The 13,705-nt window shown below is 40.1% G+C and carries 14 protein-coding genes, 2 pseudogenes and 2 riboswitches; of the genes and pseudogenes, 6 read left to right on the top strand and 10 right to left on the bottom strand.

All coding sequences use genetic code 11. The annotated features are described in order from the left end of the window. Positions 1–182 precede the first annotated feature (182 nt). The 4 genes from JOC74_RS12075 to JOC74_RS12060 form a co-directional block, all read right to left on the bottom strand. Positions 183–590, bottom strand: coding sequence for a nuclear transport factor 2 family protein (locus JOC74_RS12075; protein WP_053604809.1), 408 nt, complete (start codon positions 588–590; stop codon positions 183–185). An 86-nt stretch (positions 591–676) separates the two neighbouring features. Further along, positions 677–1,060 (bottom strand): MerR family transcriptional regulator, encoded by a 384-nt coding sequence (locus JOC74_RS12070; protein ID WP_053604808.1) that lies wholly within the window; start codon positions 1,058–1,060, stop codon positions 677–679. A 435-nt stretch (positions 1,061–1,495) separates the two neighbouring features. Further along, positions 1,496–2,431 (bottom strand): cysteine synthase A, encoded by a 936-nt coding sequence (gene cysK / locus JOC74_RS12065; RefSeq protein ID WP_053604807.1) that lies wholly within the window; start codon positions 2,429–2,431, stop codon positions 1,496–1,498. Positions 2,432–2,821: 390 nt separating this feature from the next. Then, positions 2,822–3,727: a TauD/TfdA dioxygenase family protein gene (locus JOC74_RS12060; RefSeq protein ID WP_053604806.1), complete on the bottom strand. Its 906-nt coding sequence runs from the start codon at positions 3,725–3,727 to the stop codon at positions 2,822–2,824. A gap of 441 nt (positions 3,728–4,168) precedes the next feature. Here JOC74_RS12060 and JOC74_RS12055 point away from each other — a divergent pair, with 441 nt between their 5' ends. From JOC74_RS12055 to JOC74_RS12045, 3 genes are read left to right on the top strand one after another with little or no spacing between them, the layout of a single operon-like run. After that, positions 4,169–4,984, top strand: coding sequence for an ABC transporter ATP-binding protein (locus tag JOC74_RS12055; RefSeq protein WP_053604805.1), 816 nt, complete (start codon positions 4,169–4,171; stop codon positions 4,982–4,984). A gap of 23 nt (positions 4,985–5,007) precedes the next feature. Then, complete coding sequence (locus JOC74_RS12050; protein ID WP_225970251.1) at positions 5,008–5,829, top strand: ABC transporter permease; 822 nt, start codon at positions 5,008–5,010, stop codon at positions 5,827–5,829. A gap of 18 nt (positions 5,830–5,847) precedes the next feature. Beyond that, complete coding sequence (locus JOC74_RS12045; protein WP_053604804.1) at positions 5,848–6,861, top strand: ABC transporter substrate-binding protein; 1,014 nt, start codon at positions 5,848–5,850, stop codon at positions 6,859–6,861. Positions 6,862–6,956: 95 nt separating this feature from the next. Here the strand turns inward: JOC74_RS12045 and JOC74_RS12040 are convergent, their stop codons facing one another. From JOC74_RS12040 to JOC74_RS12015, 6 genes and pseudogenes are all read right to left on the bottom strand, one after another. Next, on the bottom strand, positions 6,957–7,094 hold the full coding sequence (locus JOC74_RS12040) for a 3-methyladenine DNA glycosylase (protein WP_098945253.1): 138 nt from the start codon (positions 7,092–7,094) through the stop codon (positions 6,957–6,959). A 201-nt stretch (positions 7,095–7,295) separates the two neighbouring features. Then, positions 7,296–7,667: a hypothetical protein gene (locus JOC74_RS12035; protein WP_053604803.1), complete on the bottom strand. Its 372-nt coding sequence runs from the start codon at positions 7,665–7,667 to the stop codon at positions 7,296–7,298. A 39-nt stretch (positions 7,668–7,706) separates the two neighbouring features. Then, complete coding sequence (locus JOC74_RS12030; RefSeq protein ID WP_053604802.1) at positions 7,707–8,231, bottom strand: acyl-CoA thioesterase; 525 nt, start codon at positions 8,229–8,231, stop codon at positions 7,707–7,709. Between the two features lie 186 nt (positions 8,232–8,417). After that, positions 8,418–9,314, bottom strand: coding sequence for a cidABC operon transcriptional activator CidR (gene cidR / locus JOC74_RS12025; protein WP_053604801.1), 897 nt, complete (start codon positions 9,312–9,314; stop codon positions 8,418–8,420). Positions 9,315–9,479: 165 nt separating this feature from the next. Beyond that, positions 9,480–9,654, bottom strand: a pseudogene (locus JOC74_RS12020) (SAM-dependent methyltransferase); the annotation flags it as partial. Positions 9,655–9,725: 71 nt separating this feature from the next. Next, positions 9,726–10,294: pseudogene (locus JOC74_RS12015) on the bottom strand (PLP-dependent transferase); the annotation flags it as partial. Between the two features lie 75 nt (positions 10,295–10,369). Further along, positions 10,370–10,473: riboswitch (SAM riboswitch) on the bottom strand. A gap of 191 nt (positions 10,474–10,664) precedes the next feature. Then, positions 10,665–10,768: riboswitch (SAM riboswitch) on the top strand. Between the two features lie 112 nt (positions 10,769–10,880). Here JOC74_RS12015 and JOC74_RS12010 point away from each other — a divergent pair. The 3 genes from JOC74_RS12010 to JOC74_RS12000 are packed head-to-tail and all read left to right on the top strand — an operon-like array spanning position 10,881 to position 13,677. Next, complete coding sequence (locus JOC74_RS12010; RefSeq protein ID WP_211086158.1) at positions 10,881–12,077, top strand: M20 metallopeptidase family protein; 1,197 nt, start codon at positions 10,881–10,883, stop codon at positions 12,075–12,077. Positions 12,078–12,089: 12 nt separating this feature from the next. Next, complete coding sequence (locus JOC74_RS12005; RefSeq protein ID WP_211086157.1) at positions 12,090–13,499, top strand: ABC transporter substrate-binding protein; 1,410 nt, start codon at positions 12,090–12,092, stop codon at positions 13,497–13,499. Further along, positions 13,384–13,677 carry a hypothetical protein gene (locus tag JOC74_RS12000; protein ID WP_211086177.1) on the top strand — a complete coding sequence of 98 codons (294 nt, stop codon included), beginning with the start codon at positions 13,384–13,386 and terminating at the stop codon, positions 13,675–13,677. The genes JOC74_RS12005 and JOC74_RS12000 overlap by 116 nt, the downstream gene beginning before the upstream one ends. Positions 13,678–13,705 lie beyond the last annotated feature (28 nt).

Raw genomic sequence — 13,705 nt, 5'->3', positions numbered from 1 at the left:
TGACCCCTAATATAAATTTGGGTAGCAAAATAATTTCAAACGTGTTTGTTTTAATGTGAGAATTTTCTCAACATTTCATTCGTGGGTATGCTTGGGCGAAACTCAAAATTATTTGCCTGTTCTATTTGCGTATTTTTGCGGGATACCTGAAGACAGTTCTTAGATTATAGTTCTACTTTATGTTATCGGACACCAAAAGCTCTTTCTAACGCAGCTGTATTCTCATAAATCTGATAACTAAGAATACGACCATTGTTAATTCGGCAAATAACTGACCACTCACTTTCGAATAAACTTCCAGTTTTTCTGACAATATGTTGAAAGGTACCCCAAGCAGCAGCCCATTCTCCCTCTCCCATAATATGATTAATTTGAAAATGTTGAGTGTCGAAAGAAGTTGCCAAAATTGCAATAAACTTTTCAACTCCCTCTTTCCCTTTAAAAGTTCCGTACAAAGGAAGCTGATCAGACGATTCCTTTCTCATAGCAATAAAGGTTGCATTTTCATCCACTAATTGAAGAGCTTTTTCCGTATCTTTACTCCATAATGCTTCAAAAAAACTTTTTACTGTTGTGGCTGCTTCTGTCATTTAAACTCCACCTCTCCTAAGTAGATATCAACTCATAAATCTACTTTAGTTGTTAGAGCGCGCTCGAAGTCAACATGTTTTTGTTTTTAGGATAATCCTAATTCGAGCTCTTTGTACAATTCGATTTTTTTATCCAGTACGTCGGAGTTTTCCTGTAAAGCTGCAATTTTCCCTCTAACTAGGACTTGATGCTCCTCAAGCATTTTCCGTCGTTCTGTTACTGTTGATTCCCCCTCACGTCGAAGATCAGAATAACGAAGCATCTGCTGAATAGACATTCCCGTCTCCCGCAAGCGAAGCAGAAAAATGATCCAACTCATGTCTTCCTCTGAGTAAAATCGCTTACCGCTTTTGTCACGTTGGATATCATGAAGAAGCCCGATTTTTTCATAATAACGTAGTGTATGAGTGGTTAATCCTGATCGGCTAGAGGCTTCTTGAATCGTAGAAAAAAGTTCTGTATTGTTCAATGTAATCAGCTCCTAAAAATTTCCTTTCTAGTAATATTAAATGTTCCTGGTATAAGAGTTAATTTTCATTCGTATTGTAACAGAATAATGATTGGGTTACCTGGAAAGACTTGAACGCTGAATAATTGTCCTGCCGGGATCGTAAAGGTAAACGGTGTCAGGACAATTGTGTTCGCCTGTTTTATTACGGATCATGGAGTTTAAGTGAAAAGGGGAAAAGTAGGATTTTAAGTAAACAAAAGTACTTAAGTTGTCTTTATGGCAGCAAACGAAAATACATAAAAACAGGGTTGGTGAGAAGAAAGAGTTTAATATTAAACAACCTTTTCCTATCGCAACAATTACTTATTTATTTTTATCTATTTAAGAAGAGCAGGCATTTCGCCTGCTCTTTTCTTTAGAGTTTCGTTAAAATCTTTCGAATATAATTTTAGATTATTCTGCAGAGAACAAGTCAGTTGAGATGTATCTTTCTCCAGTATCAGGAAGCAATACGACAATCGTTTTGCCGGCATTCTCTGGTCTTTTGGCAATCTCAACGGCCGCAAATGCCGCCGCACCAGAAGAAATTCCGACAACTAAGCCTTCACTTCTTGCCAATAATTGAGCTGTCTCAATTGCTTCTTCATTTTCCACTGTAAGAATTTCGTCAACGACAGATCCGTTATAGTTATCCGGCACAAAACCAGGGCCGATGCCTTGAATTTTGTGAGGACCCTTTTGGCCTCCGGATAATATAGGGGAACTAGTCGGTTCAACTGCAACAACTTTTACTGAGCTTTTTTTCTCTTTTAAAACTTCTCCTACTCCGCTAATCGTACCGCCGGTTCCAACACCGCCGACAAAAATATCCACTTCACCGTCAGTGTCGCGCCAAATTTCTTCCGCAGTCGTTTTTCTGTGGATTTCCGGGTTGGCCGGGTTTTTAAACTGTTGAGGTATATACGAATTTGGAGTCTCGGCAGCCAATTCTTCCGCTTTTTTGATGGCGCCTGGCATACCTTCCGGAGCTGGAGTAAGAACAAGTTCTGCACCTAAGGCCTTCATCAGCTTTCTGCGCTCAATACTAAAGTTCTCCGGAAGGATAATTTTTAGTTTATATCCAAGAGCTGCTGCTGCAAAAGCCAAGGCTACGCCAGTATTACCGCTGGTAGGTTCGATAATAACTGAATCTTTATTAATTAACCCTTTTTCTTCTGCATCTTTAAGCATTGCAAATCCAATTCTGTCTTTTACACTTCCTGCAGGATTGAAGTATTCAAGTTTGGCAATGATTTTTGTTCCTGCGTTGTTTTCTTTGTTAAAATTAGCAAGCTCCAACAACGGGGTATTACCAATCAATTGTGTAAGATTGTTTGCAATATTGGCCATTTTACTCTCCTCCATATGTAATTCTGATTATCTTTATCGGATAATTAAATATTACTACTTATTGATGGGAAATACAAATATGAATTGCTAAAAAATGATAGTGTTTAAAAACGAGCATGAATACATTTTCCTATGTATTAAAGAGGTTGATTACTATTTCGTTTTGATAAGGAAGATTTCCTTTAGGCAACTTTTCCTATTTGGTAATACTTTATTATATTTACAAAAAGGAACATCGCGAAGTCTGTGGGAATTACGCCAGAAATCTAAAAATACGAAGTGCTACCCGCTTCTCTTATTTCATTTTGATGTAGGGTTCGTCCCACGAATTTAAGTTAATAATTCTTTGAGAAACGAATGTGGTAGAACCCTACATTAATAAATCAATCTTTATTTTCCTCTGCGAGTGACACTTCGGCGGCCGTCCACACTAATTGGAACTTCGCCTTCTACAGTAACCCTTCGCACTACGCGATGTTGATCGCCATAGTCATTTATTGCGTAATGTTGTGTTGCACGATTGTCCCAAATCGCTACGTCGCCAGCTTCCCAGTGCCAACGTACAGTGTTTTCTAAAGAAATGATATGATTCTGCAAAACTGAAAATAGATGAAAAGAATCAGAGGACGACAAACCTAAAATCTTTTTTGCGAAATGCCCGAGTATTAATGTGCGTTCTCCTGTTTCTGGATGTACTTGTACAACAGGATGTTCAGTCTCGATAACAGTAGAGGTAAAGACTTCTGTAAAATGTTTTATTGCTTTTGAAGATGCTTGTGTGTGGGATCCTAAGTAATCATATTCATTGCTATGCAAGGCCCAAAGACGGTCAGCTAGATCACGTAACTCAGGAGAAAGATCTTGATAGGCCGCTGCAGTATTTGCCCAAACGGTATCTCCTCCAAAAGGTGGAACAACAACTGCACGAAGGATTGACGCTTTTGGATATGCATCAACAAATGATACATCTGTGTGCCAGGAGTTGGCTCTTCCTCCTCCATGAGAAGAATCCAGCTCGTGGATATAGTCTGTTTCTTCCCTAGTCGGTACTGTTGGATGCGAAACTAAATCTCCCAATAACTGTGCAAACGCTTCTTGGCTCTTGTCGTCAAGATGGTTTTGTCCTCGGAAGAATATCACTTTATATTTCAGCAGTGCCTGCTTTATAGCATCAATCGTTGGAGTATCAAGGTCATCAGAAAGACGAACTCCTTGTATTTCAGCTCCGATTCGTCCGGCTACAGGGTGTATTTCCAAATTTTTATCAGTTAAATTGCTTTTCTCAACTAAACTCATATTATTACCTCCTGTAATTTCCACTTCTGTGGGTGATTTAATAAAAAACACTTTTGATCATTTAAGACACTAGGTTATTCATTCATTCTTCAGAGATTCAAGAGCTCGTATATACCTGCCTCCTTTTTACTCGATGGGTTCGTTTCTGAATTAAAAGCTTGCCGTATCAGCTAATACAGCGGCATTTAGATGACTGGTTAGCAATTCGGCTTTTAAAACATAGTAAACGCATCGATTTTATAAAGATATTAGAACCTGTTTAGAAGGAAGTCAAGAAAAAATATAAATATATTTAAAAGAGTGCCCGATTTATTGAAAAATGCTTTGACAAAGATTTTTACACAAGTTATAGTGTTATTCAAATAAAACCAATAAGAATAATAAGAATTAAAATCTTGGTCTGTCCTTTAGTCTGAAAATTTTAGAAAGGGGAGCTTGTACATGAGCAAGGAGCTAGAAAATTCGATTGAAATAAAAGAACTTTTTAAAGCCTATGACGGAAAGTCGAAAGTAAATGTGTTACAAGATATTAATCTCGATATCCGTAGCGGTGAATTTTTTATATTACTCGGACCAAGTGGTTGTGGTAAATCTACGTTGTTAAATATTATTGCGGGATTTATTAGTAAATCAGGAGGGGATCTTTTTATACAGAATAAAGAAATAAGCGGACCAGGAAAAGAAAGATCAATGGTGTTTCAGCAGCCTGATGCAGCCTTGTTCCCTTGGTTAAATGTAAGAGAAAATATTGAATTTGGAATGAAAATGCAAAAGGTTAGTAAAAAAGAAAGAAGCTCTATATCGGATAAATACTTACAGTTAGTTGGATTGAGCGAGCATGAGAAAAAATTACCAGAAGAGCTTTCTGGAGGTATGAAGCAACGTGTCCAAATTGCAAGGGTGTTAGCGAATAACTCGGAAATTTTATTGATGGATGAGCCTTTTGGAGCCCTGGACGCGCAGACAAGACGTACGATACAGCAGGAATTCATTCGCATATGGCTACATACAAAGAAAACAATCATTTTTGTCACTCATGATATTCAAGAAGCCATTCTATTGGGACAAAGAATAGGCATTATGTCAAAAGGGCCTGGTTCTTTTATTGAGAGTATCTATGATGTGAAACTTCCTTACCCTCGTGATATAACATCTCAAAATTTTAACGAACATTATAAAATGATTCAGTCTCACTTTGAAATCAATTCAAATACGAATAATCGTTTTAATGTAGATGAAGTTAGCGAAATTATTTAATAGAGAAAGGAGTGGATGGGATATTGCTAATATTAGTTAAAATCAGAAATTTTATCACTTCTGAAAATATAAGGCTCGGTTTTTTGGGGTGGGTTGCCGGAATCATTATTTGGCAGATCATCTCATTGTTCTCAGAACCTGAATTTTTTCCTGGACCGTGGGAAACCTTTCTCGGCGGTATTGAGTTAGTAAGTGATGGAACCTTGCAAAATTACGCTCTTATAAGCTATGGACGTATATTAACTGGATGGACACTTGGAAGTTTAATTGGGATTCCGATCGGTTTATTAATGGGGAAATTCCGATATATTCGTTTATTGCTAGAATCGTATTTGAATTTTTTTCGATTTATACCTGCTCTCGTATTTGTAACCTTATTTATTCTTTGGTTAGGAATAGGGGAGCAATCCAAAATCGCCCTTATTACTTATACGACTCTTTTTGTAGTCACACTAAATACAATGGCCGGTGTCCTTGCCATTGATGAAAATAAATTTCGAGCGGCAAGATCAATGGGGGCAACGGAGGTACAGATATTACTACATGTAATTCTTCCCGCGACCGTCCCTTATATATTTAATGGAATTCGTTTAGCAATGGGGAACTCTTTTATGGCGATTGTCGGGGCAGAAATGTTAGCAGCAAAAGAGGGAATTGGGTATTTAATTTGGACTTCCAGATTATATTTGAAAACCGATTGGATATTTGCTGGCATAATCACACTCGGCTTAATGGGATTTTTTATGGATAAAGTTCTGACAAACGCAGGCAGTTTATTGTTGAAAAAATACGGTGTGCGTAAAGCAAGCATTAATAAGAGAGAATTTGGTCAACAAGCCTCCTAAAAAGAAAGGATATTGATAATGAAATCAAAAAAATATCTTCCTAAAATTCTTTTTTCTTTCATAATCATTCTCTCATTTATTCTCGGTGGATGCGGTCAATCAACATCAGGGGATAAAGGAAATGATAGTAAAGGACAGAAAGTTTCTATAGCTCTGGATTCCGGTGTATTTTCAATTCCATTTCGTGTAGCGGGGGATCAAGGATTCTTTGAAAAACATGGGGTTAATGCGGAATTTTCTACTTATTCGTTTGGGATAGATACGTTAAACACTGTTATTTCGAAACAAGCTGATATTGGGATTGCAATGGACTACGCAGCATTAACCCGATTAGGAAAGGGAGATTTGAAAATTATTTCACGTTTTTCTTTACCTAATCCCAGTCGTTCACAATTCATTGTTAAAGATCGTATTAATAAACCAGAGGATTTGAAAGGCAAACGTTTAGGGGTACAAAACGGCACTGCAAATGAATACATTTGGGCAAGATATTTAGAGAAATTTAATTTGAAAAAAAGTGATGTAACGTTTTTACCATTGACCTCAACAGCAGAAATGTATGCAGCTTTTGAAAGAGGAGAGATAGATGGTGCCTGGTTTGAGGGTTCTTTTCTTGCCAGGGCTAAAGAGGTTGAAGAAACAAAAGTTTTGAATGACCTTAACGATATTGATTTTGCAATGAGGGGCTATGTAGTTGCTAGTGAAGATTTTGCACAAAATAAAGTAGCGGTTAAGAACATTTTGAAAGCTTTAAATGAAGCAAATCCATATATAAAGGAACACCCGGATCATGCAGCTGATTTAGCTTTTAAAGAATTGAAATTACCTGCAGATAAAGTTCAAGAAGAATTAAAAAAAGATTGGGTGTTTGATATTGCGTTTACTCAAGATGATATAAATCATTTACAAGATATTTTGGAATGGACTCAAAAAAACGCGTTAATAAAGGAAAAGTTTGATATTGAGGATAAAACCGCAATTGATCCTTTAAAGGAAGAATATCCAGATAAAACAAAGCAGCTTGAAAAATAAATTAATTGTTATGTAAACTAGAGCCCTTTTGTATAAGGGCTTTTAGTTTGATCGATTATTCTAATGTGTCTTTCCGGTTTTTATAAGTTCCACAATCATTTATCTTGATTATCCTCGGTGCTCTCACTTTCCTGTTCGGACGGATCGCGCTGCGGCTCAATGTCATCGTTCTGCTGCTCTTTCTTTTTCTGCTCAATTGAGTCATTTTGTTTGTCTGGATTTTTTTCACTCATGGATGCACACCTCTTTTCGTATTTAGTAATGCTTTACCCGGAATAATGAGTAATAAACGGTTTTCTCTTTTTGAAATCTATTAGGAAAAAAGCAGGGTATTAATAAGGGGAGGTTCCTTATAAAAAAGGGTATTATGAACCCGAGGTAATTAAAACAGAAAAAAACAGGCTCCTATATGATAGGAACCTGCCTGATGAATATTACTTAACAACCGAAGCTCCAATTAAGGATTTAGGCGCTTCACCGAGAGCTAATTTACAAATGTTAGCGTACCCAATCTCTTGATAGTTTTCAGTTAATAATTGTTTTAATACCGAGAAACCACGAGCATTTTTTAAACCGCTTAATTCTTTTTTATAAAGGTCAATCACAAATTCATCGATACATTTTGGTGAGTATTTATCAGGGTTTACATTTAATAGCAAGCAGCCCATATAATGAAACTTAAACTGGAGCTGGCGCGTAAGATGTATTAAGTGAACAAACCTGTCAAAAAGATCAGGGTGAGCTGTCTTGAACTCTTCAACGGCCAGTTTAGTCGTTTGCAAGTCACTCATAGAAGCGATAGTCATAAACAATACCTCCCTTTTACAACTGGAAAAGCCACCGGATCAATCCCATGGCTTTTTAACTGTAATAAATTGCGCCAGTTCCCGGCTTTTTTCTCTTCTTAGTTTGCGGATTTCTGCTCGCTCTTTTCCCGTTTCATAAAGATATTGTTCTTCTTCTGTCTCCGGGATAATGCTTGGAACTTCAATCGGCTTTTTGTTTTCGTCCAGTGCGACGAATGTTAAAAATGCCGTTGCAGCTATACGTCGTTCCCCGCTCATCATATCTTCAGCGATAACCTTGCAAAAGATTTCCATGGAGCTTCTTCCGGTATAGGAAACAAAAGATTCGATACAAACTGAATCTGATTGACGAATAGGGTGCAAGAAATCTATGGAGTCTGTTGATGCTGTCACACATTCTTTCACTCTAGCGTGTCTACGGGCAGAAAGTGTTGCACATCCATCTAATTTTTTCATCAGAACTCCGCCGAAAAGAGTATAATAGTTATTTAAATCGCTAATTAACACTTGATCAGTGTTTACGATACGTGTTTCAGACGTTTTTCTTGCCGTTGCTATTGCCATTGTATGACACCTTCTTCTTTGTGTTCTCAGGAGAAATCATATTTATCTACATAAAAAGTGTACTCCTTTCACTTTTTAGTGTAAAATGGTTAAAATTTATCTTGAACATAACTAATAATTATGTAAACGCTATCAAAATCCCTTATTTGGTTATAAAAAAAGCACCTTCGTATTAGGAAGGAGTGCTCAATGGTTATCGTATTTTAAAGAAATTCGATCTTTTGTGAACTGAAGGAATTCCTTTGCGACATAGGAAATATAATAATCTTTTTTCCAAATGATTGCTAAATCCCAGCTGATTGACGGATCCGTAACTTTTACTGCCTTCACACGTTCATCAAGATATTCGCAAGTGCTTTTAGGGAGTAAGGTGACTCCTAATTTGCTAGCGACCATTTCTTCAATAAATTCCCATTGTGAGCTTTCCGAGATGATGCTTGGTTTAAATCCTGACTTAGTGCATGCAGCAACAATTCGATCTCGTAGCGCAAAGTCTTTATTAAAAAAGACAAAGTTTTCATGCTCAAGTTCAGCCATCGGAATTTTCGTTTTATCCGCCAATCGATGTTCCGAATCGACGATCAGCATTAACTCTTCCTTCATGAAAGGATGGCAATCAAATAATTCCTGATTTGTCGGAAGAACAATCACACCGAAATCAAGCTTGTCGTCTATAATATTCTCTTCAATTTTTTTTGAACCGTCTTCAACTAACTCGAAGGTGATACCGGGATATTCTTTATGGAATTGCCCCATAATTGTTGAGAAAAACAAAGAATTAATGAGCGGAGGCAAGCCAATTCGAATATGGCCTTTTTTTAAATGAGAAATATTTTCCAGCTCTGTCTCCAATTGATGAAAGGCTTTATCAATGATTTTTGCCTGCTCATATAGAACACGTCCGGCATCAGTCAAAGTTAATTTTTTCCGCGAACGATTGAAAAGGACAACTCCGAGCTCTTCCTCTAAATTTTTAATCATTTTGCTAATGGCCGGCTGCGTGACAAACAAATGGTCAGCTGCGCGGGTAAAGCTATTTAAACGGGCAACTTCGATAAAATACTGTAGCTGTTTGATATCCAATACTTTCACCTGCTTGCAAACGGAAATTTATACAATAAAGTACCAATCGTTATTATGAAAAAATAAGACTATTTGTAGTGTAGCATATTATTGCAAATAAAATTTAAAGAATGTTCGCCAGCCCCTATACGAAAACAGGGTCTCATACTTTGAGACCCTGTTTCCTTAAATCGCGATTGATTGAATGATGAAACGGTGCTGTTTTACAAAGTATCCTTCCGTTTGAATCATTTGGATCCTTGTATTTTTCTATCGTAAAATCAGGTATTTGCCATGGGATAGCTTTTAAATAATAGACTATCGCTCCAATATCATAAAATCTTTGAACAGGAAATTCTTCAGCAAAAGACCATCTGTGATACCGCGTTTTCTCCGCTCATCCTCCGGCATGGCGGCATGCGACATCTCAGCCAGATCTGCCCCTTGTGTAATTGGCTGCTGGAAATATGGTGTCAGGAATGTATTGTCGGACAATCAACAATAGCTTGTGTGCTCTCGCCAACTGCGCATACGCTGCAATGTCGATTTCCTGCATCAGCGGGTTTGTCGGTGTCTCCAGGAAGATCGCTTTTGTCCATCCGTTATCATCGCTGCTGTTTCTTCCACAGTCCGAAATAGAGCGTAAATCGGCGTCACTCCGAATGATTCTAAAAAGAAATCGAACAGTCGATAAGTTCCTCCGTATATATCCTCCGGCACAAGCAGTGAGTCGCCAGATCGGAAAAGTGATAATACAAGTTGGATTGCTGCCATGCCCGAGCTGCAGGTAAATGCCTGATCGCCCTTTTCAAGCTTTGCGAACCCATCCTCCAGAACAGATCAAGTCGGGTTCTTCGTCCTGGAATAATCATAACCGGTTATTCCCCTATTCCGCTATGTACATAGGCGGTGGAAAGATAAACCGGCGGATTGACAGCCCCTGTCACTCCATCACTTCGATTACCTATCTGTACAAATGTCGTCTCCAAGCTACTTCCTATATTGTTTCTCACCCTTCTATAAAAAAAGACCCTTCTCCCCAAAAAGGAAGAAGGTTCAGTCATAACCAAATCAGCTTCTTATCTTTAAGGCGGATACCTTTTGGAATTAGCACCGTGTCTTGACAGACTGGTTGCTGAGACATCATAGGGCCAAGTCCCTCCGTCTCTCTTGATAAGAAAATTATTATTTATTTTTTATATTAAAGATATGTTACATACAGGAAAATCCGGTCAAGTCATTTTTTAAAGTTTTCTATCAAGTACAATTATTTCTGTTGAATTTTTTAGCTACAGCAGTTTCTGATGGCACTCTAAGTTAAAAAATAGGATTGACACCCAGAACTTTTCGGTCTATCCTTACAACTAATATTTCTTATCCAGATTGGTAAAGGGAATGGCCCTGCGAAGCCAAAGCAACAGGCTGCAAGCCGCAGTACTGTGCTAATTCCAGGTGTTTGTCACCGAAGATAAGAAGAGCAGAAGCTTAAAAAAGGCCCTCTTCTATTCGGAAGGGGTCTTTTTTAAAGGCAAAATCCGACTAATTCCATAGTAAATATCAAGATTATTACATACAGGAGGCTACATGATGGAGACCATGAAGCAGACACTTGCGGAGGTACATACAGAATTGGAAAATGATTTCGCAGAAGTCGTCAAATGGCGGCGATATCTGCATCAGCATCCTGAATTAAGTTTTCAGGAGACGAAAACCGCCCGTTTCATCGCCGATAAGCTGCGCAGCTTCGGCTACGAAGATATCCAGACAGATATCGGCGGGTATGGCATCGTCGCATCGCTGTCAGGGAAAGAGGCAGGACCTACGATTGCCCTCAGAGCTGATTTCGATGCCCTGCCGATAGTGGATGAGAAAGAAACAGCCTATCGATCCAAAATACCTGGCGTGATGCACGCTTGCGGACATGACGGCCATACTGCTGCTTTGCTGGGGACTGCCAAAGCATTGATCAAGCATAAAGACAGCCTGAAAGGCATAGTTGTCTTCCTGTTCCAGCCTGCTGAGGAAGTACCGCCCGGCGGTGCCAAGGCAATGATTGAAGATGGCGCACTTGACGGTGTCGATTATGTCTATGGCGCTCATCTTAACTCTGCTGCCCCTGTCGGGAAGATCGGTGTCGGTGAAGGATTCAAAATGGCCGCAGTGGATAAATTTGCGATCACCATCCAAGGAAAAGGTGGTCATGGCGCAGCACCACAAGAGGCTGTCGATCCAATCGTCATCGGCAGTGATATCGTAAGTGCTTTGCAGAAGATTGTCAGCCGAAGAGTCAGCCCACTGGAATCTGCGGTGGTGACACTGGGTGTATTCCAGTCCGGTAACGCATTCAATGTCATACCGGATACCGCCAAATTGGAAGGCACAGTGCGGACGTTCAATGCCGACATCCGCAAGCAGGTCAGACAGCAAATAGAAGCCATCGTTTCCGGAATCACGAGCGGTTTCGGTGCGACTTATTCCATCGATTACCTGCACGGCTATCCTGCGCTTTATAACCATCCAGAGGAAACTGCTCTTTTGCAGCAGCTATTCTCTGAACAATTCGGTGAAGAACAGGTAATAGAACTTGAAACTGGGATGGGAGCAGAGGATTTCGCTTATTACTTGCAGGAAAAACCCGGCAGCTTTTTTAAAGTCGGCTCCCGCAATGAGGATACAGCCACACACTATCCGCATCATCATCCGAAATTCGACATCGATGAGCGGGCATTGCTCATCACGGAGAAAGCATTCACGAAAATCGTATTCTCGTTATTGGGAAGCTAAGGAGGAAATGTCTTGAAGAAGAAATTTGCACTCATACTATTCGGCTTAGCGGCCACCATCGCCTTATTCGGCTGCTCCGGCAATTCCAGCAGCAGCTCCGGTACAAGCGGCGGAGAACCTGTTGAAGGCGGCGACTTGAATGTTGCCATGACGGCGGATCCCGACACACTGGATTGGATGTATTCCGGCGAAAGTGTTGCGAGAAAAATCGGCTGGCATATCTATGAAGGTTTGTTCGCCCTGGATAAGGATTACCAGGCTCGTCCTTTACTAGCTGACGACTATACCGTCAGCGATGACAAGAAAACATACACCATCACCCTTCGTGATGGACTGAAATTCCACAACGGCCAGGACGTAACTGCCGAGGATGCCAAAGCATCGATCGAGCGCTGGCTTAAGGTCTCTTCCGTCGGTAAGATCACAGCAACACATGTGAATTCTGTCGAAGCAAAAGATGACTTGACATTGGTCATTACGCTGAAAGACCCATATACCGCTTTGCTAACCGATCTGGCTGCTCCGAAAGCATCTGCTGTCATCATTCCTGCCGATATCGCGGAAGCTGCGGGTGAACAGCCGCTGAAAAATGAACAGCTGATCGGTACAGGTCCATTCAAATTCGATTCCTGGAAGCGCGGCAACGAAATCGTCCTTTCCAGATTCGAAGATTATCAATCTCGCGAAGAGGAAGACTGGGGCGGTCTGACTGGTAAAAAGACAGCTTATCTGGATACGATTCATTTCAAGATCGTGAAAGACCCACAAGTAATGCTCAATGGATTGAAGACAGATCTATATGATTATGTACAGTCCATCCCACTTGATTTGTATGATGTAGTCGATACCACACCTAATGTCGAACCAGCTATCTCAAGCAATGGATATTCCGTCATCACCCCGGATAAATCCGAAGCGCCATTTGACGATATAAAAGTCCGTGAAGCACTTCACGCAGCGCTTGATAAAGAGGCCATCGCCAAGGCTACTTATGGTAATAGTGAATTCTATAATCTGGATGGAGCCCTGTTCACGCCCGATCAAACAGCTCTTTACTTGGATCAAAACATCGATAATTTCGAAGCTTATGATCCAGATGAGGCGAAAAAGCTGCTGGAGGTCAGCTCTTATGATGGGCAGCCGGTGAAAATCATCTTCTCGAATGACCATGCAGAGTATAAGAAAATCGCCGAAATTGCAGAACAGCAGCTGGAAGCAGCAGGCTTCAATGTCGAGCTTGAGTCCTATGAATGGGCAACCTACCTGGAAAAATGGAGCGTTGCTGCTAACTGGGATATGGTCGTAGTTGGCTGGTCTCCGTTCTTCTCGCCAAACCAAGCCGGAATGGTCAGTCAGGATTCCAACAGCAGCGGCTGGTATAACAGCGAACGCCCGGCAGGAGCTTGTCACACAGTGGGGTGAAGCAGAAGATGAAGCTGCCCAAAAAGAAATACTGGCTGAGCTGAATAAGACAATCTACGATGAGCTTCCGTTTGAAAAAGTAAGCAACCTTTCCACTTTGGATGCACGCACTTCCAAGCTGCAGGATTATGAAGATTGGTATGGTCCGCGCTTCTGGAATACATGGAAATCCAAGTAATGCCCCGAGGAAATCGCCTGCGTTACCG

The organism is Bacillus capparidis (genome assembly GCF_017832095.1).
In the GTDB taxonomy this organism is placed as follows: Bacteria; Bacillota; Bacilli; order Bacillales; family Bacillaceae; genus Bacillus; species Bacillus gobiensis.
This window is presented reverse-complemented; position numbering and strand designations above follow the sequence as displayed.